18 protein-coding genes are annotated in these 23,295 nt (G+C 64.2%); 9 read left to right on the top strand and 9 right to left on the bottom strand.

Annotated elements, in window-relative coordinates:
- Positions 1-97: 97 nt before the first annotated feature.
- From GV818_RS13705 to GV818_RS13695, 3 genes are all read left to right on the top strand, one after another.
- Positions 98-1,198: a polyamine ABC transporter substrate-binding protein gene (locus tag GV818_RS13705; RefSeq protein ID WP_161776795.1), complete on the top strand. Its 1,101-nt coding sequence runs from the start codon at positions 98-100 to the stop codon at positions 1,196-1,198.
- A gap of 58 nt (positions 1,199-1,256) precedes the next feature.
- Positions 1,257-2,675, top strand: coding sequence for an aminotransferase (locus tag GV818_RS13700; RefSeq protein WP_161776794.1), 1,419 nt, complete (start codon positions 1,257-1,259; stop codon positions 2,673-2,675).
- A 73-nt stretch (positions 2,676-2,748) separates the two neighbouring features.
- A complete protein-coding gene (locus tag GV818_RS13695) occupies positions 2,749-3,627 on the top strand; it encodes a response regulator transcription factor (protein ID WP_161757235.1) in 879 nt (292 codons plus the stop codon).
- Between the two features lie 46 nt (positions 3,628-3,673).
- Here the strand turns inward: GV818_RS13695 and GV818_RS13690 are convergent, their stop codons facing one another.
- A complete protein-coding gene (locus GV818_RS13690) occupies positions 3,674-4,702 on the bottom strand; it encodes an ABC transporter substrate-binding protein (RefSeq protein WP_161757236.1) in 1,029 nt (342 codons plus the stop codon).
- Positions 4,703-4,959: 257 nt separating this feature from the next.
- Here GV818_RS13690 and GV818_RS13685 point away from each other — a divergent pair, with 257 nt between their 5' ends.
- Both GV818_RS13685 and GV818_RS13680 read left to right on the top strand, forming a co-directional pair.
- A complete protein-coding gene (locus GV818_RS13685; RefSeq protein WP_161757237.1) occupies positions 4,960-5,871 on the top strand; it encodes a LysR substrate-binding domain-containing protein in 912 nt (303 codons plus the stop codon).
- 154 nt (positions 5,872-6,025) lie between these two features.
- Positions 6,026-7,180: an alpha-hydroxy acid oxidase gene (locus GV818_RS13680; protein ID WP_161757238.1), complete on the top strand. Its 1,155-nt coding sequence runs from the start codon at positions 6,026-6,028 to the stop codon at positions 7,178-7,180.
- Between the two features lie 78 nt (positions 7,181-7,258).
- On the opposite strand, the gene GV818_RS13675 is transcribed toward GV818_RS13680, so the two are convergent.
- The gene (locus GV818_RS13675) at positions 7,259-8,299 is read right to left on the bottom strand and encodes an ABC transporter substrate-binding protein (RefSeq protein ID WP_161757239.1); all 1,041 of its coding nucleotides are present in this window, start codon (positions 8,297-8,299) and stop codon (positions 7,259-7,261) included.
- A gap of 650 nt (positions 8,300-8,949) precedes the next feature.
- On the opposite strand from GV818_RS13675, the gene GV818_RS13670 reads away from it, so the two are divergent.
- From GV818_RS13670 to GV818_RS13660, 3 genes are all read left to right on the top strand, one after another.
- Positions 8,950-10,098, top strand: a complete 1,149-nt coding sequence (locus GV818_RS13670; RefSeq protein ID WP_161757240.1) for a MalY/PatB family protein — start codon at positions 8,950-8,952, stop codon at positions 10,096-10,098.
- A gap of 413 nt (positions 10,099-10,511) precedes the next feature.
- Positions 10,512-11,570 carry an aromatic ring-hydroxylating oxygenase subunit alpha gene (locus tag GV818_RS13665; protein ID WP_161776793.1) on the top strand — a complete coding sequence of 353 codons (1,059 nt, stop codon included), beginning with the start codon at positions 10,512-10,514 and terminating at the stop codon, positions 11,568-11,570.
- A 65-nt stretch (positions 11,571-11,635) separates the two neighbouring features.
- The gene (locus GV818_RS13660; RefSeq protein WP_161776792.1) at positions 11,636-12,586 is read left to right on the top strand and encodes a PDR/VanB family oxidoreductase; all 951 of its coding nucleotides are present in this window, start codon (positions 11,636-11,638) and stop codon (positions 12,584-12,586) included.
- Between the two features lie 4 nt (positions 12,587-12,590).
- Here GV818_RS13660 and GV818_RS13655 read toward each other — a convergent pair whose 3' ends face one another.
- The 6 genes from GV818_RS13655 to mdlC all read right to left on the bottom strand — a co-directional run bounded on the left by GV818_RS13655 (position 12,591) and on the right by mdlC (position 20,520).
- Positions 12,591-13,304, bottom strand: coding sequence for a GntR family transcriptional regulator (locus GV818_RS13655; RefSeq protein ID WP_161757243.1), 714 nt, complete (start codon positions 13,302-13,304; stop codon positions 12,591-12,593).
- Between the two features lie 157 nt (positions 13,305-13,461).
- Positions 13,462-14,715 carry an OprD family porin gene (locus tag GV818_RS13650; protein WP_161757244.1) on the bottom strand — a complete coding sequence of 418 codons (1,254 nt, stop codon included), beginning with the start codon at positions 14,713-14,715 and terminating at the stop codon, positions 13,462-13,464.
- A gap of 119 nt (positions 14,716-14,834) precedes the next feature.
- A complete protein-coding gene (locus GV818_RS13645) occupies positions 14,835-16,310 on the bottom strand; it encodes an aldehyde dehydrogenase family protein (RefSeq protein WP_161776791.1) in 1,476 nt (491 codons plus the stop codon).
- Positions 16,311-16,456: 146 nt separating this feature from the next.
- Entirely contained in the window at positions 16,457-17,392 is a 936-nt protein-coding gene (locus tag GV818_RS13640; protein ID WP_161776790.1) for a ketopantoate reductase family protein, read from the bottom strand.
- A 70-nt stretch (positions 17,393-17,462) separates the two neighbouring features.
- Positions 17,463-18,851 carry an MFS transporter gene (locus GV818_RS13635; protein WP_161776789.1) on the bottom strand — a complete coding sequence of 463 codons (1,389 nt, stop codon included), beginning with the start codon at positions 18,849-18,851 and terminating at the stop codon, positions 17,463-17,465.
- Between the two features lie 82 nt (positions 18,852-18,933).
- Positions 18,934-20,520, bottom strand: coding sequence for a benzoylformate decarboxylase (gene mdlC / locus GV818_RS13630; protein WP_161757248.1), 1,587 nt, complete (start codon positions 20,518-20,520; stop codon positions 18,934-18,936).
- A gap of 115 nt (positions 20,521-20,635) precedes the next feature.
- Between mdlC and GV818_RS13625 the strand changes: the two genes are divergently transcribed.
- Entirely contained in the window at positions 20,636-21,532 is an 897-nt protein-coding gene (locus GV818_RS13625; protein WP_161776788.1) for a LysR family transcriptional regulator, read from the top strand.
- Here the strand turns inward: GV818_RS13625 and GV818_RS13620 are convergent.
- The gene (locus GV818_RS13620) at positions 21,523-22,854 is read right to left on the bottom strand and encodes an MFS transporter (protein WP_161776787.1); all 1,332 of its coding nucleotides are present in this window, start codon (positions 22,852-22,854) and stop codon (positions 21,523-21,525) included. The two genes, GV818_RS13625 and GV818_RS13620, sit on opposite strands and share 10 nt — an antisense overlap.
- Positions 22,855-23,295: the final 441 nt, after the last annotated feature.

Genomic DNA, 23,295 nt, shown 5'->3' with positions numbered 1-23,295 from the left:
CCCGTTCGGGTTATGGCACACGCCCGGGCGCTCGCGGACAGTAACAACAACGGCTCGACCCGGGCTCCTTCCATCACGTTCAAGGCGGAATTGAAGTATGCGTACAACTTTCCCTGCGATGTTTGGCGTGGTTCTGGCGGCAACGGCGGCATGGGCCCTGGCCGGGGAGCCCACGGACAAGACTCTGCGTCTGTACAACTGGTCGGACTACATCGGCGAGAACACCCTCGCCGGCTTCGAGAAGGCTACCGGAATCAAGGTGATCTACGACACCTTCGATTCCTACGAAACCGTCCAGGGCAAGCTGCTGCCCGGGCGCTCCGGCTACGACTTGGTAGTGCTCAATGCGGCGCTGGTGCCGCCCTTGATCAAGGCTGGGGTGTTCCAGCCGTTGAACAAGCAGTTGCTGCCCAGTTGGCAGAACCTCGACCCGCAGGTGCTCAAGAGCCTGGAAAGCTACGACCCGGGGGTGCAGTACTCGGCGCCCTATACCTGGGGCAGCAATGGTGTGACCTATAACGTCGACAAGGTCCGCGAGCGCATGCCGGATGCACCCATCGGTTCTCTGGCCATGCTCTTCGACCCCAAGGTGGTGTCGCGCTTCGCCGACTGCGGGGTGACGCTGCAGGATTCGCCCACCGACATTCTGCCGCTGGTGCTGGCCTACCTGGGGCGCAATCCCAACAGCGCCGCGCCCGAGGACTTGAAGGCAGCGCAGGACACCTTGATGGCGGTGCGCCCCTACATCCGCAAGTTCGACTCCACCAGCTACCTCAATGGCCTGGCCAACGGCGACCTGTGCGTCAGCGCCACCTGGTCCGGCGACTACGCCACCGCTCAGGCCCGGGCCAACGAGGCCGGGGCCCCGGTGAAGCTCGACTATTTCATTCCCCGGGAAGGCTCGCTGATCTGGTTCGACGACTTCTATATCCCCGCCGATGCGCCGAACGTGGCCAGCGCCCATGCCTTTATCCAGTACCTGTTGCAACCCCAGGTGATGGCCGAGGTCAGCGACTACATCCGCTACGCCAACGCCAACCTCAAGTCCACGCCGCTGCTGACCGCCGAGGTGCGGGACAACCCGGCGATCTACCCCGATGCCCAGACCCGCGAGCGGCTGTTCACCCAGAAGATCCAGTCTCCCGCCAGCACCCGGCTGATCACCCGTACCTGGAACATGGTGAAGATCGGCAAGTGAGCCGCACCCGCGAATTCCACAGACTTTCCACCCAATGCTTCGACCCGAGGTGAAGCCCATGGCTATCCAATCCAAATCGTTTTTCCAACAGTTCGATGACCCGAAACTGGTGGCCGCCGACCAGGCGCACTACATGCACGGCTTCCATATGTTCGACGAACACCGTGAGCAGGGCTCGCTGAACATTGCCGCCGGTGACGGCGCCTACATCTATGACACCGCCGGCAATCGTTACCTCGACGCAGTCGGTGGCATGTGGTGCACCAATATCGGCCTGGGCCGCGAGGAAATGGCTGAGGCGATTGCCAATCAAGTACGGCAACTGGCCTATTCCAACCCGTTCTGCGACATGGCCAACGTCAGCGCCATCGAACTCTGTGAGAAGCTCGCGAGCCTGGCCCCGGGGGATCTGAATCATGTGTTCCTCACCACCGGCGGCTCCACCGCAGTGGACACCGCCTACCGCCTGGTGCAGTTCTATCAGAACAGTCGCGGCAAGCATGAGAAGAAGCACGTGATCTCGCGGTTCAACGCGTACCACGGCTCGACGTTCCTGACCATGTCCATCGGCAACAAGGCTGCTGACCGGGCGCCCGAATTCGACTTCATGAGCGACCTGTTTCACCACATCTCCTGCCCTAACTACTACCGGGCTCCAGCCGGCATGAGCGAGGCAGAGTTCCTTGAATTCCTCGTGGCCGAGTTCGAGGACAAGATCCTGACCATCGGCGCCGACAAGGTCGCGGCCTTCTTCGCCGAACCGATCATGGGCTCCGGCGGAGTGATCATTCCTCCTGAGGGTTATCACCGGCGCATGTGGGAAATCTGCCAGCGCTACGACCTGCTATACGTCGCCGACGAAGTCGTGACTTCATTCGGCCGCCTGGGGACCTTCTTCGCCTCACAAGAGGTATTCGGCATGCAGCCGGACATCATCACCACCGCCAAGGGCCTGACCTCGGGCTACCTGCCCCTGGGTGCGTGCATTTTCTCCGAGCGTATCTGGCAGGTCATCAGCGAACCGGGCAAAGGCCGGTGCTTCACCCACGGCTTCACCTACAGCGGGCACCCGGTGAGTTGCGTCGCGGCGCTGAAGAACATCGAGATCATCGAGCGGGAAAACCTGCTGGCCCATGTCGAGGACGTAGGGACCTATATGGAGCAACGCCTACAGACCCTGGCCGAGCTGCCCCTGGTAGGCAATGTGCGTTGCAAGCGGCTAATGGCCTGCGTTGAGTTCGTCGCCGACAAACAGAGCAAGGCGCTGCTGCCGGAAGCCCTGAACATTGCCGAACGCATCCATTTGCGAGCACAGGCCAAAGGACTGCTGGTGCGCCCCATCGGCCACCTCAACGTCATGTCGCCGCCGTTGATCATCACCCGCCAACAGATCGACGAGATAGTCGACACCTTGCGTGAATGCATCCTCGAGGCTGCCGCCGAGTTGCGTCGTGACGGCCAGTACCAGGGCAGATGAGCCTGGGCCGGGGCACAGGAAACATCGCTTCGGGGTCTTACCCGGCCTGCGCCCGGCAGTTAAACTGCCGGGCATGAACCCACCGTCGAATCCCCTGGTCGCCCCCCTCACCCTCCAGAGCCTGCAGGCGTGGCATACCGGTCTGTCCAAGGCATTCAATACCGTGGACGACGGCATTTTCCTGCGTCACCTGGCGACAGCGCTGACAGCCCTGACGCCCATCGAGTCGATGATGATCAGCCTGGAACGCAAAGGCTTGCCGCCGCAGTTGCTGTTTGAGCAAGGCATAGTCGGCGAGTACCGCGACGAGATCATCAACCGCTACTTCTCCCGCGGCTACCTCCTCGATCCGTTCTGCCTGGCAGTGGAAAACGGTTTGGCCGAAGGTTTCTATCACCTCTCGGAAATCGCTCCCGACGACTTTTTCAGCAGTGAGTACTACAAGACCTACTACCTCAAGACCGGTGGCGCCGAGGACTGTTACTACATTGTCGACCTCGACCCGCAGAGCAAGATTTCCCTGTGCATGTTCCAGGGCCTGAGCGGCGAATGCTTCGCCTGCGACCCGCTGGCACTGCTGCGCGCCGTGGAGCCACTGGTGCGCGAGCTGATCCGCCGCTTCGGCACCGCCGACGGTTTGCAGCAGTTGTTCCGGCAAGCCACCCAGGGCACGCCGCTGGTCCTGGCGCCAGCCAACCTCAATCAGCAGATCGAAGCCGCCTTCATGAGCTTCGGCACCCCGCTGCTGACGGCCCGCGAGCGCGAAATCGCCCACTTGATCCTGCGTGGCCACTCGGTCAAGTCCACCGCCAAGGTGCTGGAAATCTCTCCGGAAACCGTGCGCATGCACCGCAAGAACCTTTATACCAAGCTGGAGATCAGCTCCCAGGCCGAGCTGTTTGCGCTGTTCATCGACTGGTTGACCCACAGTCGCTCACCAGCGGACGACTGATCCTGGCGACAGCCCGGCGCTCGCCAGGCCGCGCTCACCCGAGCCGTCAGCGTGCAGACCAGGCGTTGAAACGCTCCTCCAATTCATCGCCGTGATCGAGCCAGAAATCGCTGTCCACCTTCAATGCCTGGGCCAGGTTGGCCGGCGCCGTGGGAAAGTTGCCCTGCACCTCTGGCGAGATCAGGGCCAGGGTTTGCAGGCGAGTCGGGCCGTTGTGCATGATCTCGGCAAAATCCTTCTGCTGCTGTGCCTGACTGGCAAAGGCAATGAACTGCAAGGCACGTGCTTGCTGGCGACTGCCCTTGACGATGGCCCAGCTGTCCATGTCGTAGAGACTGCCCTTCCACACCAGGGGAAAGTCGTAGCCCTCCAGGTGCGCGCTGATTGCCCGGGCGGTATACACCGAGGTCATGCTGACGTCGCCGGAGGCCAGCCATTGCAACGGTTGAGCACCGGCCTCCCACCACTGGATCTGCGCCTTGATCTGGTCCAGCTTGGCAAACGCCCGGTCCACCCCGGCAGGGTCGCGCAGCTGCGCATACACCTGATCGGCAGGCACGCCATCGGCCATCAAGGCAATCTCCAGGGTCAGCTTGGCGCCCTTGCGCAAGGCGCGCTTGCCGGGAAAGTCCTTCAGGTTCCACAGGTCGGCCCACTGCTCAGGTGCCCGGGACAAGCGCTTGGGATCGTAGACCAGGGCGGTCGACCAGATGAAGATACCCACACCACAAGGGCTTACCGCGTCTTCGACGAAATCCTCCGGCTCAATGCCCGGTATCCGTGGCAAGCGCTCGAAGAGTCCGCCCTCGCAACCGCGCTGCAGCTCCGCATGATCCACTTCAACCACGTCCCAGGTCACACTCCCGGTGTCGACCATGGCCTTGACCTTGCCCATTTCACCGTTGTATTCACCGGCTCGCAGGGTGCCGCCGTACTGCTGGGTAAAAGGGTCGTAGAAAGCTTGCTGCTGAGCCTGTTTGTTCAGGCCGCCAACCGAGATCACCGTCAGCGCCTCGGCCCGGACTTGAGTGCAGAGCATTGTCAGCAACAGCGTGCCAACCAGGGACTTGAACATGGCCTGTTTTCCTTTTTATTGTGTTCAGCGGCAGGTGGCCGGCTGAAGAGGCTTGACTGACAATCGCTGCTCCGCGCTCATCAGCGTTGAACAGCACAACGATGCTAACCAACCGAACGCGCGGTGAAGTGGAATAAAGTGCGTACCCCGAGGGAAGTTTTTTCCCACGGCTCTGGTGCTCGCCCACAGCCGCAGCAGCCCGTAAGATTCCGCCATTGGCCGCCGTTGCGGCCGGGTTCGCTGCACAGGAGCGCCCCATGAAGGGTTTCAACGACTACCGTCTGCCGTCCCTGGATGCGTTGCTGGCATTCGACACTGCGGCACGCCTGAAGAGTTTCGAGCAGGCGGCGCAAGCCCTGTCACTGACCTGCAGCGCCCTGCGCAAACGGATCACCGGACTGGAGCAGTTGCTCGGGCTGAGCCTGTTCGAGCGCCAGGGCGGCAGCCTGCTCCTCACCGCCCATGGCGCGGCCTATCTGGAACAAGTGACACCGCTGCTGCAACAACTGGTGGCGATCCCCCAGCACCGCCGCACCGTCCAGCGCCAGCAACGCCTGACCCTTTGCAGCCCGCCGACCTTTGCCCGGCAGGTGTTGATACCGCGCCTGTGCGAACACAGCCAGGCGCACCCGGAAATCGACTTGCAGATTCAACTGTCAGCGCCCATGGCCCGCACCGGCAGTGGCCAGTGGGACCTCGAGATCTGCGGCGACAGCCCCGATGCCCCTCCCGCCCAACGCCTGCTGGATGAACGCCTGGTGCCCATGGCCGCGCCCGCCTTGCTGGCCCGCTTCGCCCCACTGCAGTTGCCCCGGGATTTTGCCCGCCTGCCCTTGCTGCGTTCGCCCCTGGAACCCTGGCAGCCGTGGTTGCAAGCGGCCGGGCTGGCCATGCCGGAACCCGACCAGGGACCGGCGCTGCTCGATCTGGGCATGCTGCTCGAGGCCGCCGCCAGCGCTCAGGGCGTAATACTCGCAAGGCCCTCCCTGGCCAGGAACTGGCTGGCGCACGGACAACTGCTGGCCCTGGGTGAGGTACGCAGCATGCCCTCCTTTCACTACACCCTGCATATGCCCAGCCCCTCAGCCGCCGCCCTGGAACTGGCCCGCTGGCTGCACCAGGTCTGTCGCGACGCGGTGCTTCAAGGCAATGCCCACACCTTGCCCTGACAGCACCTGCCCGTGCTAGCCGCCCTCGGTAGGCAGGCTTATCGCCAGCAGCGCTGCGCGTGAGAAAAAAACGCTCACGCCCGTGGAATTGTTTTCCGCAACGCGGTGCTGCCTGAGGATTAATCTGCTGCAGTCCATCAATCAGGAGCGGCCCATGCCCGTCATCACCTGTATCGAAGATCTGCGCCAACTGGCTCGACGCCGAGTACCGCGAATGTTCTACGACTATGTCGACGGCGGCTCCTGGAGCGAAAGCACCTACCACGACAACCAGGCCGATTTCGCCCGGATCAAGCTGCGCCAGCGGGTCGCCCGCAACATCGACAACCGCTCGTTGCAGGTCCGCCGCCTGGGCATCGACATGGCAATGCCCCTGGCCATCGCTCCCACGGGCCTGGCGGGCATGGTCCACGCCGATGGCGAGATCCTCGCGGCCCGTGCCGCGGCGGCGGCAGGTATCCGCTATACCTTGTCCACCGTGAGCATCTGCTCCTTGGAGGATGTTGCCCAAGCCACTGGCGCACCCTTCTGGTTCCAGCTCTATGTCATGCGTGATCGGGATTTTGTCGGCCGCCTGATCGACCGGGCCAAGGCCGCAGGCTGTGACGCCCTGGTGCTGACCCTCGACCTGCAACTGAGCGGGCAACGCCACAAGGACTTGAAGAACGGCCTCAGTACACCGCCGCGACTGACCCCGGCCAACCTGCTGAACCTGCTGAGCAAGCCGCGCTGGATCAGCGGCATGCTCGGCACCCGACGCCACCATTTCGGCAACATCATGGGCCACGTCAAAGGAGTGCACGACCTGCGCCAACTGGCTGAGTGGACCTATGAGCAGTTCGACCCTTGCCTGAGCTGGGACGACATCCAGTGGATCAAGCAACGCTGGGGCGGCACGTTGATCCTCAAGGGCATTCTGGATGTCGAGGATGCCCGCCTGGCGCTGGAAAGTGGCGCTGACGCGCTGATTGTCAGTAACCATGGCGGACGCCAACTCGACGGTGCGCCATCGAGCATCAGCATGCTGCCGGCGATCGTCGATGCCGTCGGTGGCAAAATCGAAGTCTGGCTCGACAGCGGCATCCGCAGCGGCCAGGACGTCATCAAGTCCCTGGCCCTGGGAGCCCAGGGCGCGATGATCGGACGCGCACACCTGTATGGACTCGGCGCCCTGGGTGAAGCGGGGGTTCGCCAGGCCTTGCAGATCATTGCCAAGGAGATGGACCTGACCCTGGCCTTGTGTGGCCATACCGACGTTAGCCAGATCGACCAGCGACTCCTGGTTCCCGGCAGCTATCCACTGCCCTGACTGCCCACCAGGACGGGCAACAGGGCCCGAGGGCCCGGTTGCCGAACGCTCAGCCCGTGCCGGCAACCCCGGCCATGGTCAGCGCGCCGCCCACGCGTTGAAGCGCTGCTCCAGTTCCTCGCCATGGTCGACCCAGAACGCGGCGTCCACAGCCCGGGCGCCCTTCAGGTTGGCGTCGAAGGTGGGCAACTGCTGCTGCACCGCCGCAGGTAACAGCCCCAGTGCCTGACGATGCACCGGGCCGTAGGGAATATTTTCCGAGAACACCTTCTGCGCCTGAGGCTGGCTGGCGAACAGGATGAAGTCCTCGGCCAAAGCCTTGTTCGGCGAGCCCTTGACCACCGCCCAGTACTCCGGATCGTAAAGACTCTGGGGCCAGAGAATACTCAGTTGCATCCCCTCCTTCTGCGCCATGGCAATGCGCCCGTTATAGGCTGCGCTCATCACCACATCCCCGGCTACCAGCCACTGCGGCGGCTGGGCACCGGCCTCCCACCACTGGATGTAGGGCTTGATCTGATCGAGCTTGGCAAACGCCCGGGTCACGCCTTCCGGGGTGTTGAGCACCTGATACAACTGCGCCGCCGGCACACCGTCCGCCAACAGGGCGATTTCCAGGGTGTACTTGGCACTCTTGCGCAAGCCGCGCTTGCCCGGGAAGTCCTTGAGGTTCCAGAAGTCGGCCCATGACTCCGGGGCCTTGGCCAGTTTCTGCGGGGCAAAGGCCATGACCATGGACCAGACATACGTGGCCACGCCGCATTCGCTCAGGGTGCCCGGCACGTACTGCGCGGGATCACCGAAACGGGCCAGGTCCAGGGGTTCGAACAGGCCCTCGTCGCAGCCCCGCAACAGCTCCGGGCTCTCCACTTCGACCACGTCCCAGCTGGTCTTGCCGACATCGACCATGGCCTTGATCTTCGACAGCTCGCCATTGTATTCACCGGCCACCACCCGGGCCGCCCCGCTCTGGTTGAACGGTTGGAAGTAGGCCTTTTCCTGAGCCTGCTTAGTGGCTCCGCCAAAAGAAATGACAGTGAGATTCTGCGGCTGGGCCGAAGCCCCGGCGCACAACAGAACCCACGACAACGCAACGCCGCAACGCAAGGTGTTGGACATGAAACCCATCCTCAAGAAAGTCGGCTCGCCCGCACGAACCGGCACAGCAAGAGCCTGGAAGCGACCGTATCCACGGGCGGTACAGCACCAGGCGCTACGAGTCTTGGTCAGCGATGTGCGGACTTGCGCAGCACAGGCCGCGTAGTCGGATCGTCATCGTTGCGGGCTCTGTGGCCCCGTTCGTTGGGTGTGTTGGCAACCTGTCCGGCGTTACCGGGCGAGGTCATGCTCGAATGGCGGTTCATCGCTTGCTCCCTGTTGTTTTTGTAGGAAGAACAAATCGATCGGCAGTGCATCGCTGGAGCGCTCGGGGCAGTCGAGCAGGCGTATGCAGGGGGTCATTGTTTCCATAACCCGGGGCATTGCGAAACGAGGTTTTTGTGAAGCACAGGCAAGGGAAAAGCTGCTTTGCGGGAAACGCTCATCCCTGCTCGATGAGCAGGCTGGCCCTGTTGCGAGTGCTTCAGGCCGAAAAGACCACACACCCCGAGATCATCCCCAGGCCCAGGAACGCCGAGAGCAGCATATTGCTGGAAACCTCTACCTCCCAGGTCGTGTCGCGCGAAACCCGGATGAAGACGTTAACCACCTCCGCCAGGGAGCGCTAGAATCAGCGCAACCTTTCCCATGCGACTCGACGAGACCCACTCATGAGCTTCGATTTCGACACCCTGCACCCGCGTCATGGCACCGGCAGCACCAAGTGGAGCCGTTACCCCGAAGATGTCCTGCCGATGTGGGTGGCAGACATGGACTTCGCCGTCGCGCCAGAGATTATCCAGGCCTTGCAACAACGCCTGGAGCACCCGTTGCTGGGCTACAGCGTGGCCCGGGATGAACTGCGCGACGCGGTGGTCGCCGACCTCTGGCACAAGTACGCCTGGCGTGTGCAGCCCGATGAGTTGATCTTCCTCCCCGGCGTCGAGCCCGGCTTCAACATGGCCCTGCACGCCTTCGTCCAGCCGCAGCAATCGGTGGTGGTGCAAACCCCCAACTACCGCCCGCTGCGCATGGCCGCGGACAACTGGCAGCTGCGCAAGGTCGAAGTGCCGTTCCAGCTCACCGACCAGGGCACCTACGTCACCCCCATGGACACTCTGCGCCAGGCCCTGCAAGGCGCCGGCGCCATGCTCCTGAGCAACCCGCACAACCCGCTGGGCAAGGTCTTCCCCCAGGAAGAACTGCTGGCGCTGGCCACTGCCTGCCTGGACCAGGGTGCACTGATCATCTCCGACGAAATCCATGCCGAACTGTGTTTCGACGGGCGTCGGCACATTCCCACCGCATCCCTGAGCCCGGAGATTGCCCGGCGCACCATTACCCTGATGTCGGCCAGCAAGGCCTACAACATCGCCGGGATGAAAACCTGTTTTGCAATCATCCAGGACCCGGCCACACGCCAGGCCTTCAACAATGCCCGCGCCGGCATGGTGGACAGCGTCAGCCCGCTGGGCCTGGAGGCGACCCAGGCCGCCCTGGCCCTGGGCGGCCCCTGGCTGCAGGCCCTGCTGGTCTATCTGCAGGACAACCGCGACTACCTGCTGCATGCCGTGCAGACCCGCCTGCCGGGCGTGCGCATGCATCTGCCACAAGCCACCTGCCTGGCCTGGCTCGACTGCAGCGGCCTGGGCCTGGAAGACCCCTATGGGTTCTTCCTTGAGCAGGCCAAGGTCGGCCTCAGCCCCGGGCTGGAGTTCGGCGATGACTGCAAGCAGTTCGTGCGGCTGAACTTCGGCTGCCCACGGGCCTTGCTGGAGGAAGGTATCCAGCGCCTCGAGAACAGCCTGCAGCAACGCTGAAGCGTTCACCTGACACCGCTGGCTGCCTGACCGGTTACGGCCAGGCAGCACGCCTTGCTGATCGCTGTTCCGAGGAGGAGAGCGACCAGTCCCTGCCAGGCCAGCCGAACGCCCACTAGCGCCTTCAGCAAGACCTTTCGAACCAGGCCAACGCCATCAACCTGCCGGAGCTACCACGGCAACGGCAATTCGCCTGCCCGCGCCACCTGCCCTTCCTCCGAGAACCGCGCATCGTCCTTCCCCCAGGCCGCACGGGATACGCTTTTCCAATCGACAAATGGATCCATTGTCAAAGCCAACACACGAACAATCCGATAATCGCACAATTTATTGGCGAATTTGTTGACCTCCCTATCACGCAGATCATTTAATGGATCCATTAAATAAAAACAAAATCTGCCTGGAGAGAGTCCATGTACCCCAAGAATGCCTGGTACGTTGCCTGCACCCCCGATGAGTTGCAGGGCAAGCCCCTTGGTCGCCAGATCTGTGGCGAACCGATGGTGTTCTATCGCGGCCCCGAGGATCGGGTAGTCGCCGTCGAGGACTTCTGTCCTCACCGTGGCGCCCCGCTGTCCCTGGGTTACCTCGAGAACGGCCACCTGGTATGCGGCTATCACGGCCTGGTGATGGGCAGCGACGGCAAGACCGTGGAGATGCCCGGGCAACGGGTCCGCGGTTTCCCCTGCAACAAGACCTTCGCCGTGGTCGAGCGCTATGGCTTCGTCTGGGTCTGGCCCGGCGAGCAGGCCCTGGCCGACCCGGCACTGATCCATCACCTGGAATGGGCGGACAACCCGCAATGGGCCTACGGCGGCGGGCTGTTCCATATCCAGTGCGACTACCGCCTGATGATCGACAACCTGATGGACCTGACTCACGAGACTTACGTCCACGCGTCCAGCATCGGCCAGAAGGAAATCGACGAAGCACCGCCAGTCACCACCGTCGAAGGCGACCAGGTGATCACCGCCCGGCACATGCACAACGTCATGCCGCCGCCGTTCTGGCGCCTGGCACTGCGCGGCAACCACCTGGCCGACGATGTGCCGGTGGACCGCTGGCAGATCTGCCGCTTCAGCCCGCCCAGCCATGTAATGATCGAAGTCGGCGTGGCCCATGCAGGCCAAGGCGGCTACGACGCGGCGCCTGAGGTCAAGGCCTCGAGCATCGTGGTCGACTTCATCACCCCCGAGAGCGACACCTCGATCTGGTACTTCTGGGGCATGGCACGCCACTTCAATCCGCAGGATGCAGCCCTCACCGCGAGCATTCGCGAAGGCCAGGGCAAGATCTTCAGCGAAGACCTGGAGATGCTCGAACGCCAGCAGCAGAACCTGCTGCGCCACCCCCAGCGCAACCTGCTCAAGCTCAATATCGACGCCGGCGGCGTGCAATCACGGCGCATCCTCGAGCGCTTGATCGCCGAGGAATGCCAACCCCCGGAAACGCTGATCGCCCGCGCTCAGTAATCCGCCCCCAGCCTTGCCGATAGAGCGCAGTGAACACTGCGCTGGCGACCTTCCGAGGACCGACGATGATCAACGTGCTGGTGGCTTCGCGCCACAACGAAGCCGAGGATATTTGCAGCTACGAACTGGTAGCGGTGGACGGCCACCCCTTGCCGGCCTTCAGCGCCGGCGCCCATATCGATGTGCATCTGGCAAACGGCCTGGTGCGCCAATATTCGCTGTTCAACCACCCCGAGGAGCGTCATCGCTACCTGATCGGGGTGCTCAAGGATCCCCACTCCCGGGGCGGCTCGCGCAGCCTCCACGAACAGATCGAGGTAGGTGAACAGTTGCGTATCAGCGAGCCGCGCAACCTGTTCCCTCTGGAACCGGGCGCCCGGCGCAGCCTGCTGTTCGCCGGCGGGATCGGCATCACGCCGATCCTCTGCATGGCCGAGCGCCTGGCCCACAGCGGCGCGGATTTCGAGCTGCACTATTGCGCTCGCTCCGCACCGCGCGCGGCCTTTGTCCAGCGCTTGCGCGACTCGGCATTCGCCGACCGGGTATTCCTGCATTTCGACGAGCAGCCCGCCAGCGCCCTCGATGCGGCCCAGGTCCTGGCCGGCCCCCGGGCCGACCAGCACCTTTATGTCTGCGGTCCCGGCGGCTTCATGCAGCACATTCTCGACAGCGCCAGGGAACAGGGCTGGCAGGAAGCCTGCCTACACCGCGAATACTTCAGCGCCGCGCCCAGCGACCACCGCGCCGACGGCAGCTTTGCCATCCAGATTGCCAGCAGCGGCCAGGTGTTGCAGGTCCCGGCGGATCGCAGCGTGGTCCAGGTGCTGCAGGATCAAGGCATCGAGGTGGCGATTTCCTGCGAGCAAGGTATCTGCGGCACCTGCCTGACCCGGGTCCTGGAGGGCGTGCCAGAGCATCGCGACCTGTACCTCACTGAGGATGAGCAGGCCCGCAACGACCAGTTCACCCCCTGCTGCTCGCGGGCGAAAACCCCGCTGCTGGTGCTGGACATCTGAAGCCCTAGGATGCTGGCAGGATCAGTTTCATGCGCTCATCGGCCAGCGCCGAACCGAAGGTCTCGGCGTAACGCAGGGTCGCGTTGGCATGCTCGCGCATCAGCGCTTCGGCCCGCGCGCCCTGGCCATTGACCAGGGCATCGAACACCGAGTGATGCTGCATGTGCGCGTAGTTGAAACGCCGGTACTCGCGGGCCAGGTCCTGGCGATCCACCGCCAGGGCGGTCACCGAGGCAAACGGCAAATGGTCGTTGCGCGCCAGGGCGTCGGCGATGGCCGGGTTGCCGCTGCCCGCGACGATCACCTGGTGAAAACGCATGTTCAGGTCGTGATAGACCTCAAGGTCCTCTTCGCTGACATAACCCTTGTCGAACAAACCGTCACCCTGCACCAGGCAACGCTCAAGGATCGCCCGTGCTTCACTGGACAGCCCGCGTTCGGCGGTCTGGCGCGCTGCCAGGCCTTCCAACACCCCGCGCACTTCCACCGCCCCGGCAATCTCTTCGGCGCTGACCGAACGCACCTGGAAGCCGCGCCCACCAAAGCGCACCAGCAGGCCTTCCTGCTCCAGGGTACGAAAGGCCATGCGCACCGGCATGCGCGAGACCCCGAACAACTCGGCGGTGGGCACTTCCATCAGTCGCTCGCCCGCCGCCAACTCGCCCGAGGCGATCATCTTGCGCAGCGCGACCAGCACCGTTTGACCGGGCTTACTCATCCAGGCAGCTTCCTGAAAACGTGGGCCGCCATAGTACCGCAAGGTCCGGCGCAACTGCAGCGGCGATGCCTCACGCGCTGCAAGGCAATGACCTTCTCCAGCCCTCATGCGCGGACCTGGCGCCGCCCGCAGCACCCGCTGCAGGCCGCCAACCAGGTCAGAACGACAGCGGGTAGCTGACGATCAGCCGCGTCTGGTCAAAGTCACGATTGAAACTGCGTCGGTTGGTGGCGTTGTTCAGCCGCAGGCTGAGGTTTTTCAGGCTGCCACTCTGCAAGGTGTAGCCAATCTCGGTATCGCGTTCCCATTCGGTGCCGCCGTTGCCGACCTTGGTGGTGGCATTGTCCCCGTGGCCATAGCGCACCATGGCCAGCAACCCGGGCACGCCGGCGGCGGCAAAATCGTAGTCGTAACGCAGTTGCCAGGAACGCTCGCCGGCGTTGCTGAAGTTGCCGTTGAACATGTCATTGCCCAGGGTCCGGCCACTGCTGCCATAGACCGACATCCACGGGCTGTCACCGCTGACTTTCTGTAAACCCAGGTACAGGGTGTGGCCGGCCGTGGAGGCGGAAAACAGGCCATAGGCAGTGTGACTGTCGACCCTGCCGATGCGCGCACTGCCATCGTCGCGGTCGATGAAGTAACCAAGGTTGCCCCCCAGCACCCAGTCCCCCACCGGCTGCTTGTGCTGCACGTTGAAGTAGCTCTGGCGGTAGATGTCTTCCAGCTGCGAGTGCCAGGCGCCCACCAGGGTGCGCTGCTGGTTGAAACGGTATTCGGCACCGGCATAGTTGAAACCGTCGGACTTCACCCCCGGTGCAGCCCAGGCCGACAGGTCCTGCATGTCCGATGAGTTGCGCAGGCTCACCGCGCGGTACTGCCCGGCCTGCAGTCCCAGTCCGGCGATCTCTCGCGAGACCAGCATCGTCCCGCGAAAGGTCTGCGGCAGCAGGCGCCCGTCGTCATAGCGCAGCACCGGCACATCCGGCAACAGCTCGCCGACCTTCAGCTCGGTCTGCGACAGGCGCATCTTCAACGCCGCGCCGGCCCGCCCGAAATTGTCCGCCGCGCTGCCATCGTCATGCACCGGCAACAACTCGGAGCCACTGACCCGGCGGCTGCTATCGAGCTTGATGCCGAACATGCCGATGGCATCCAGGCCAAAACCCACGATGCCCGGGGTATAGCCGGAGCTGAACTTGAGGGTGAAGCCCTGGGCCCACTCCGCGACCAGCCCCTTGGGCCCATCGTGGTCGCGAAAATCCCGGTTGAAGTAATAGTTGCGCAGCAGCAGGTCGGTCTTGGCGCCTTCAAGGAAGCCACCCTCGTCCGCCCAGGCCGAGGCACAGCCGACCAATGACAAGGAGGTGCCCAGCAGCGAGTGCGCAAGGAAGGAGTGACGGTTGCTCATTATTATTGTTCTCCGTTTTTTTAGGCGCAGCCGTTCCCCGACAGGCCATTCACGGCGCATCTGGCAACGGTTGCTCGAAAGCCCGGCCAGGGCGGCCGGGCGTGACTCAGGGGGCTACATCAGAAGGGATACTGACGCGGCTGATGTTGCAGGCTGATCCAGTGATCACGGGTGAACTCGTCGATCGCCCAGTCGCCATTGAAGCGTCCAAGGCCGGAGTTCTTCTCACCGCCAAACGGCGCATTGGCCTCATCGTTCACCGGTACGTCGTTGATGTGGGTCATGCCGGCACGCACCTGGCGGGCAAAATTCACCCCGCGCTCCAGGTTGCCGGTGAACACCGCGCTGGACAGGCCGAACTCGCTGTCATTGGCCAGCTCCAGGGCGTGGGCTTCATCCCGTGCGCGAATCAGCCCCACCAGCGGGCCGAAGATTTCGTTGCGCGCCAGGTCCATCTCGGCGCGCACTTCACCGTACACGTGGGGCGCCAGCAGGTTGCCCTGCAGGCCGCCCTCGTACAAAGGTTCCGCGCCTTCGCGGCGCGCCAGGGTAATTTTCTCCTGCAGGCCCTGCAACTGCTTGGCGTTGATCACCGGGCCAATCACCGTCTCGATCGATTGCGGATCACCCACCTTGAGCTGCTTGACCCGGGCCACAAAGCGCTCGGCGAAGGCGTCATAGACCTTGGCGTCGAGGATGATCCGGTTGATCGCCATGCAGATCTGCCCCTGGTGCAGGAACTTGCCGAACACTGCGGCGTTCACCGCCTGTTCGAGGTCGGCGTCATCCAGCACCACGAACGGGCTGTTGCCGCCCAGTTCCAGGGCCACGTGCTTGAGATGCTCGCCACCGCTGGCAATGCGGCCGATGCCACGTCCCACCGGGGTCGAGCCGGTAAAGGTGATCAGCGACGGAATCGGGTGCTCGACAAAGGCATCGCCGATCTCGCTGCCCGCGCCGACCACCACACTGAAGACCCCGGCCGGCAGCCCGGCTTCCTCGAAGATCCGCGCCAGCAGCAAGCCGCCGCAGACCGGCGTATCGCTGGCCGGCTTGACCACCACCGCATTGCCCAGCGCCAGGGCCGGGGCAATGGAACGCTGGGTCAGGTGCAGCGGGAAGTTCCACGGGCTGATCACCCCGACCACCCCCAGGGCACTGCGATAGACCCGGCTCTCCTTGCCCGGCACATCGGATTCGACAATGCGCCCATGAACCCGCGCCGGAAAGGACGCCGACTCCAGGGTGATCGCCCGCGCCGCGCCCCATTCAGCCAGGGCCTTGATCCGCGTACTGCCGGACTCGCGAATGATCCAGTCGACAATTTCATCCCGGCGCCGGTCGAAGATCGCCACCGCGGCATGCAGCACTTGCGCTCGCGCCGACGGCCCCAGGGCCGCCCACTGCGGCTGCACCGCGGCAGCCTGGCGATAGGCTGCGTCAAGGTCGGCGCGGTTGGCCTGGGCCACTTCCAGCAGCAATGCGCCATCGAACGGGTTGCTGACCGCCAGGGTCTTGCCGGCGGCGCCGGCACGCCACTGGCCGGCGATCGGTTGCAGGTGCAGATCGGTGTAGACAGCGTTGCAATCACTCATGACAAAACTCCTCGAAGAACGGGATTCATAAATCGCTAGCGCCGCAGTGCTGGCGAAGGCACCGGCTTGCGCCCTGGGCCTCAATCATCTTCTGACCGGCAAGCCTGAGCTCGGGTTCGACCCGCTCAGGAGCGCGGTGTACGGCACTACTCATCGGCACCTGCGGCGGCACGTGCCTCGATCAGGCGTAACAGCCCGAGCAGGGTTTCGGTATGCGGTACGGCGACACCCACCTCGCGCGCCCTGGCCACGACCTCGCCATTGATCGCACCGATTTCCGTGGGCCGGCCGGCCAATACGTCTTGCAGCATCGACGGTTTGTGCGCCCGATGATGAGCAATCGCATGGGACACACTCCCCAGGCAGCGCGGGGCATCGACCGCAATCCCCTGCGCCTGGGCCACGGCCAGCACCTCCAGGACCACCGCGCGCACCAGCGCCGGGCCTTCCGGCCTGGCGTCCAGTTGCCCCACCGTGCAACCCGTGGCGGCGCACAGGCTGTTCAAGGCCGCGTTGAATGCGACCTTCTCCCAGATGGTGGTCCAGATGTTCGGGTCCAATGCGCACTGCAAGCCCGCGGCATCCAGCACCGCTGCGACTTCGGCGTGGGCCGGACGCTCGACGCCGTCCACGCTGAAAGTGCGCACCACGCCCTCGCCATGGGAGTGCACGTGCCCGGGCCCGGCCATGTCGCCGGGCCAGGTGGTCATGCCGATCATCACCTGCTCCTTGGCGAGATGCCGGCACAGTGCCTCAGCGTTGCCCAGGCCGTTCTGCAAACTCAGCACCAGCGTGTGCTGGCCGATGTGCGTGGCAACGCTGCGCAGCGCCTGCTCGGTGTGTTGGGTCTTGGTGAACACCAGCAACAGGTCAGGCTGGCCGGTAGCCTGCTCCGGGCGGCAAACACTGAGCCCGGGCACTCGCCGGTCGCCGCTGTCGGTCTGCAGGCGCAAACCCTGGCTGCGGATCGCCTCAAGATGGGCCTCGTTGATATCCAGCAACGTGACCTGCTGGCCGCTCTCCGCCAGCCGCCCGCCAAACAGCGAGCCCATGGCGCCCGCCCCTAGAATACTGATGTTCATCGAGCCTCCTGGCTTGTTGCGTGAATGAAGTGAATCATCGCCCTGCCCTCCCAGCCTATGGCCGGATTCATCACAGGCCCGGCAGTCGCCGGGGAATATGTCGGCGCACCACGACCAGCGCAATCAGCGCCAGCAGCATCACCGAGCCCAGCAGTGTCAGGTAACTCTCGGCGCCCCCGCGGGTGATGATCGTGGCACCGGCAAAGGCACTGAGGATCGCCCCCAGGCGACCAAAGGCCAAGGCCGATGCGGTGCCGGTGGCCCGCACTCCAGTGGGATAGATAAACGCGCACAGCGCATACAAGGTTGATTGCACGGCATTGACGAACAACCCATGCACACCGAAACCGAAGATCAGCAGGTTGGTGTTCTGGTTGACGTCCAGCACCTGCATGGCAAAGGCGCTGGCGGCACCGCCGGCACAACAGATCAGCAACGGCCAGAACGAACCCCAGCGGGTCATGGCCACCGCGCAGACCAACGCACCGATCACCCCGCCCAGGTTATAGGCGGTCAGGCCGGAGCCGGCGACGGCCAGTGGCAAACCTTCGGCCTGGAGCATGGTCGGCAGCCAGCTGAAGGCGCTGTAGACGGCCGTCAGGCACATGAAAAACGCCACCCAGACCGCCACCGTGTCACGTCCGTAGCCCTTGGCGAACAGTGCCCGGAAGCCGCCTTGTTGCTCACTCGCCTGCTCCACGGCGTCGGTGTAGCGCGTGCCCTCGGGCATTGGCCGCCCCAGGCGCCCGAGCAGCGCGCTGAGTTCGTTCCAGCGCTGCGGTCGGCGCGCCAGGAAGCGTGGCGATTCCGGCAACGTCGCCAACAGCGCAAAACCCAGCACGATGGGCAGCGCACCGCCCATGAAGAACAGCGTGCGCCAGCCATACAACGGCAACACGTGGGAAGCGAAGAACCCCGCGAGCATTCCCCCCAGGGGCACGCAGACAATGGTCGCCGTGACTGCCAGGGTGCGCCGCCGCGCCGGGGTGAATTCTGCGGTCATGGTGGTGGCGCTGGGCAAGGCGCCGCCGATGCCCAGCCCGGCAATGAAGCGCAACGCCGCCACCGTCAGCGCATCCGGCGCCAGGCCGATGGCGCAGGTCGCGGTGCCGAACACCAATACACTGGCGATGACCGCCATGCGTCGGCCGAAACGGTCAGCGAACAGGCCGGCACAGGCGCTGCCGATGCCCATGCCGATCAGCCCGGCCGCCACTGCCGGGGCAAAGGCCTCGCGGGTGATGCCCCACTCCTTGATCATCAGCGGAATGGCGAAACCGATGAGCTGGCCGTCGAAACCGTCCATCACGATGGACAGCGCCGCCAGCAGTACCACGATCTTCTGCATGGCGGTGTAAGGCCCCTGGTCCAGCAAGCTGCCGATATCGGCACTGGCGGGACCCGAGCGTGATTGAAGCGGGGCAGCATCCAGCACTTCAGTGACGGACGTCGTGTTCATAACCACCTCTTTTTATTGTTGTGGTGTATCCGCAAGCCGCGGTAGGCAACACCGGGCGCGTGGCCCGGCGCTGTTCAAGCACTCAAGGTTCGATGGTCAGGGTCGGCACCTCGATCAGCACCGGGCGCTTGCCCGCCAGGGCCTCGCTCAGGGCTTGGGCAAATTCCTCGCGGGTATTGGCCTGCACCGAGTGCACGCCATAACCACGGCCGATGGCGCAGAAGTCCAGGCCCGGCACATCCAGCCCTGGTGCGTCGCTGACTTGCAGCACATCGGCGAACCAGCGCAGGGCGCCGTAGGTGCCATTTTTCAGAATGATGAACACCACCGGGATCTGGTACTGGGCCGCAGTCCACAGGGCGGTGATGCCGTAGTTGGCCGAGCCGTCGCCGATGATCCCGATCACCTGGCGCTCGGGCCTGGCCAGTTGCACCCCCACCGCTGCGGGCAGGCCAAAACCCAGGCCGCCGGCCGCCGGGAAGAAATAACTGCCGGGCTCGCGCATCTCCACCCGCTGCCAGAAAGCGCCGACGGTGGACGTGGATTCCTTGACGTAGATCGCGTCCTTGGGCGCCAACTCGTCGAGCACATCGAACACGGTTTCCGGGCGCAGCAGGCCGCCCTGCTCCACCACCGGCTCTGCCAATGGCAAGGCCCGGGGCATCGCTCGGTCGCTGTCCGGCAAGGCCCAGACCAGCGCCTGCAAGGTCTCGGCAATGTCTGCCACCAGGGCGTCGCCCATCGGCGCCCGCGCGGCTTCGCCGGGGTCACAGGTGATGTGCAGCAACTCGGTGCCGGCCGGCAGGTAGTCGCCCGGGGCGAACTGGTGATAACGGAACACCGGCGCGCCCACCACCAGGATCAGGTCATGCTCGGCCAGGCAGCGGCTGATGCCGGCGATGGCCGCGGGCAACACCCCGCGAAAGCTCGGATGGCGCGTGGGAAACGGGCAGCGCGAAGCCGACGGCGCGACCCAGGCCGGCATGCGCAATTTCTCCGCCAGTTGCACCGCCAGGTGGTTGCTCTGGCTGCCGTCGACATCCGGCCCCAGCACCAGCACCGGATTGCGCGCCGCCGTCAGGCGCTGCACCAGCGAGCGCAATTGCGCGGCGGCCGGCAGCCCGGCGCTGGCCACCTGACGCCGGGCCAGGTGCTCGACCCCGGCCGGCGCTGCGCGGGCCCAGTCGTCGTAGGGAATCGACAGGTAGACCGGCCCCTTCGGTGCCTGGTTGGCCATGTGGATCGCCTGGCTCAAGGCCCGCGGCACGTCCTCGGCGCAGGCTGGCTCGTGGCTCCACTTGACCAGGGGCTTGGGCAGTTGCGGTGCATCGACGTTGGCCAGCATCGCCTCGACGCCGATCATCGAGCGCACCTGCTGACCAGCGGTGATCACCAGCGGGCTGTGGGAGTACCAGGCATTGGTCAGCGCGCCCATGCCATTGCCGGTACCGGCGGCCGCATGCAAGTTGACGAAGGCCGGCTTGCCGCTGGCCAGGGCGAAGCCATCGGCCATGCCCACGACAGCGCCTTCGTGCAGGCCGAGGATGTATTGGAAGTCCTCGGGAAAGCCCTTGAGGAACGGCAATTCATTGGAACCGGGGTTGCCGAACACGGTGGTCAGACCCTGTTGGCGAAGAATCTCGTAGGACGCGCTATGGACGGTTTTCATAAGGACCTTTGCCGCTGCTTTTTAGAATTTGCAGTACTCTTGCAGTCGCCATCAGATTGATCAAATCGATACTATTTCTATTAAAAATAAAACCTGTCTATATCACTGAGGCCCCATGAGCCACATCGACCTGAACCTGATCCGCACCTTCGTCACCCTCTACGAAGCCCGCAGCGTGACCCTGGCCGCCGAGCGCCTGTTCGTCACCCAGCCCTCGGTCAGCTACGGCCTGGCGCGCCTGCGCGAACTGCTGGACGACGCCCTGTTCAGCCGCACCCGCGACGGCATCCAGCCCACCCGCCTGGCCGATGAGCTGTACCTGACCTTTCGCGAGTCCCTGACGCGCATCGAAAACGCCGTGCACGGCAGTCGCCACTTCGACCCGGCCAGCACCGAGCGGCGCTTTCGCATCGCCCTCTCCGACCTTGGCGAAATGGGCTTTCTGCCGCTGATCCTGGCGCGCCTCAACCGCGAAGCCCCCGAGGCCGAAGTCGAGGTCCTGCCGTTGCAGGTGGACCAGGTCAACGAATGGCTGGCCAGCGGCAAGGTCGACGCAGTGATCTGCCGCAAGAACATCAGCGGCACCCGCAGCCAGGTACTGATCCGCGAGCGCTATGTGTGCCTGCTCAGCGACCGTCATCCGCGTATCGGCCAGCAATTGAGCCTGGAGCAGTTCCTCGCCGAGCGGCATATCACCGTGACCCGCACCAGCGGCCACGGCAGCGTCGAGGACGTGCTGCAGCAGATGAACGTGCAACGCCGGATCAGCCTGCATGTGCCGCACTTCTCGGTGCTGCCCAAGGTCTTGCCCGGCACCGACCTGCTGGCCGTGCTGCCGGCGCAGATCGCCCGGCTGTTCACCCAGGACGGCGGCCTGCAGACGCTGGAACTGCCGTTCGCCGTGGGCGAGTTCGACGTATCCCTGCACTGGCACCCCAACAGCGACAGCTCCGCCGCCTTGCGCTGGTTCTGCCGCACCGTGGCCGAAGCGATCATCGACGGTCAGCCTTGAGCCAGTGCCGGTTGCCCCTGCACCACCCGGGGCCGCAACAGCAACAGGCAGCCGGCAGCAATCACGAACACCACGGCAAACACCCCGTACAGGTGCAGCGGCTGCCAGCCACTGTCCAACAGCACCCCGGCCACGGTCGGCGAGACAATCGCGCCGATACGCCCGATGCCAATGCCCCAGCCGACGCCGGTGGCCCGCACCGAAGCGTCATACACCACCGGTGACAGGGCATAGAGCCCAGCCACGCAACCGTTGGCGAACAGCCCGATCAACAGCCCCAGGCCCAAGGCCGCCGCCATCGACGAGCCGGCACTGGCGAACAGCACCAGCAGCCCGGCAGTGATCAACATGAACAGCGACAGCACCCGGGTCAGCGGCCAGCGTGACGACAGGCCACCGATCAACGCCGCGCCGAAGATCCCGCCGACGCTCAGCAGCACCCCGCCGGTAATCCCCTGCTGCGCCGACAACCCGGCGGCCACTAGCAGCTTGGGAGTCCAACTCATGACGAAGTAGAAACCGAACATCACCAGGAAAAACAGCAACCAGATCAGCAACGTGGTGTGGCGCATGGCGGGGGTCAACAGCTGGCCGAAGCCTTGCGCTGCACCCGGCTCGCGCTGCGTGGCCAGCGGTAGCCGGGTCAGTTCGACAAGCCCCAGGCGCCGGGCCAGGCGGTTGATCCGCAGCAGGGCATCGGCAGGCCGTCGGGCCAGCAGAAAGTCCACCGACTCCGGCAGCCACAGCACCACCACCGGGATCACCAGCAAGGTCACCACACCGCCGAAGACAAACACCGAGCGCCAGCCCCAATGGCTCAACAGCCACACCGCCAGCAAACCGCCGAGGGTCGCGCCCAGGGCATAGCCAGTGGATTGCAGGCTCACCGCCAGGCCGCGCCAGCGGCGGTTGGAATACTCACTGGCAATCACGTTGCTGCTGGCCAGGATGCCGCCGATGCCCAGGCCGGTGAGGCCGCGCAGCAGGGCCAGTTGCAAGGGGCTCTGGCTGGTGGCGGACAGCAGCATGCCGAGGCCCGATAGCAACAGGCAGAACAGGATCAGCGGGCGGCGTCCGAAGCGATCGGCCCAGGGCGCGATGAACAGCGAGCCGGCGGCCATGCCGAACAGCCCGGCGCTGAGCAGCAGGCCGATCTGTGCGCCATTCAAGCCCCACTCTGCCGAGACCGAGGCCGCGGTGAAGGCCATGACCAGCACGTCGAAGCCGTCGATCATGTTGAGGACGATGCAAATGCCCACCGCCAGCCATTGGAAGCGGTTCATTGCACCCTGGTCGACACGCTGTTGCAGAGACTGGCTCATGGGCGATCCTCCCGGCCGGTCACGGACCGGCGCGCAGGATCGAAGACAAAGATGCACACAGGCAGGCGGCGTACAGGCGCCGAGACGCTCCGTAGCCTGGAGAGGCCATTCATGACGAAACCCTTTTTTGTAGTTTTTATGGGGGACGGCCAGGAACACTCCCGCCATCGCCAGGGCGCTAATCAATCAGTTAATGGATCCACAGACAATAGACCGGGCTCGACGCCGGCCGGGCAGGTCGCGTCAAAAAACGCTAAAAATCCTTGTGAATTTAACTATATTGGTTATTTATCAATAAGTTATTCAACAATTAAGAGAGCATTGAATAGTGTTCGATTATCGAGCGATCATCGATCCTGAGGGTTGTGCCGGAGCGTCTCGGCCCCTGGCTACGGAAGACTCAAGGCAATGGATCCACTGAGCCAGGCATTTGCCTGACGA

This window comes from Pseudomonas sp. Fl4BN1, from assembly GCF_009908285.1.
Classification (GTDB): Bacteria; Pseudomonadota; Gammaproteobacteria; order Pseudomonadales; family Pseudomonadaceae; genus Aquipseudomonas.
The sequence above is the reverse complement of the archived record's forward strand: the minus strand, read 5'-3'. Positions and strand labels throughout refer to the sequence as shown.

Coding starts and splice junctions, on each gene's coding strand:
- GV818_RS13690 (WP_161757236.1), bottom strand. CDS start 4,702: ATGTTCAAGTCCCTGGTTGGCACGCTGTTGCTGACAATGCTCTGCACT.
- GV818_RS13640 (WP_161776790.1), bottom strand. CDS start 17,392: ATGAACATCAGTATTCTAGGGGCGGGCGCCATGGGCTCGCTGTTTGGC.
- GV818_RS13620 (WP_161776787.1), bottom strand. CDS start 22,854: ATGAGCCAGTCTCTGCAACAGCGTGTCGACCAGGGTGCAATGAACCGC.
- GV818_RS13695 (WP_161757235.1), top strand. CDS start 2,749: ATGAACCCACCGTCGAATCCCCTGGTCGCCCCCCTCACCCTCCAGAGC.
- GV818_RS13660 (WP_161776792.1), top strand. CDS start 11,636: ATGATCAACGTGCTGGTGGCTTCGCGCCACAACGAAGCCGAGGATATT.
- mdlC (WP_161757248.1), bottom strand. CDS start 20,520: ATGAAAACCGTCCATAGCGCGTCCTACGAGATTCTTCGCCAACAGGGT.
- GV818_RS13665 (WP_161776793.1), top strand. CDS start 10,512: ATGTACCCCAAGAATGCCTGGTACGTTGCCTGCACCCCCGATGAGTTG.
- GV818_RS13655 (WP_161757243.1), bottom strand. CDS start 13,304: ATGAGTAAGCCCGGTCAAACGGTGCTGGTCGCGCTGCGCAAGATGATC.
- GV818_RS13680 (WP_161757238.1), top strand. CDS start 6,026: ATGCCCGTCATCACCTGTATCGAAGATCTGCGCCAACTGGCTCGACGC.
- GV818_RS13625 (WP_161776788.1), top strand. CDS start 20,636: ATGAGCCACATCGACCTGAACCTGATCCGCACCTTCGTCACCCTCTAC.
- GV818_RS13645 (WP_161776791.1), bottom strand. CDS start 16,310: ATGAGTGATTGCAACGCTGTCTACACCGATCTGCACCTGCAACCGATC.
- GV818_RS13700 (WP_161776794.1), top strand. CDS start 1,257: ATGGCTATCCAATCCAAATCGTTTTTCCAACAGTTCGATGACCCGAAA.
- GV818_RS13675 (WP_161757239.1), bottom strand. CDS start 8,299: ATGTCCAACACCTTGCGTTGCGGCGTTGCGTTGTCGTGGGTTCTGTTG.
- GV818_RS13635 (WP_161776789.1), bottom strand. CDS start 18,851: ATGAACACGACGTCCGTCACTGAAGTGCTGGATGCTGCCCCGCTTCAA.
- GV818_RS13705 (WP_161776795.1), top strand. CDS start 98: ATGCGTACAACTTTCCCTGCGATGTTTGGCGTGGTTCTGGCGGCAACG.
- GV818_RS13685 (WP_161757237.1), top strand. CDS start 4,960: ATGAAGGGTTTCAACGACTACCGTCTGCCGTCCCTGGATGCGTTGCTG.
- GV818_RS13670 (WP_161757240.1), top strand. CDS start 8,950: ATGAGCTTCGATTTCGACACCCTGCACCCGCGTCATGGCACCGGCAGC.
- GV818_RS13650 (WP_161757244.1), bottom strand. CDS start 14,715: ATGAGCAACCGTCACTCCTTCCTTGCGCACTCGCTGCTGGGCACCTCC.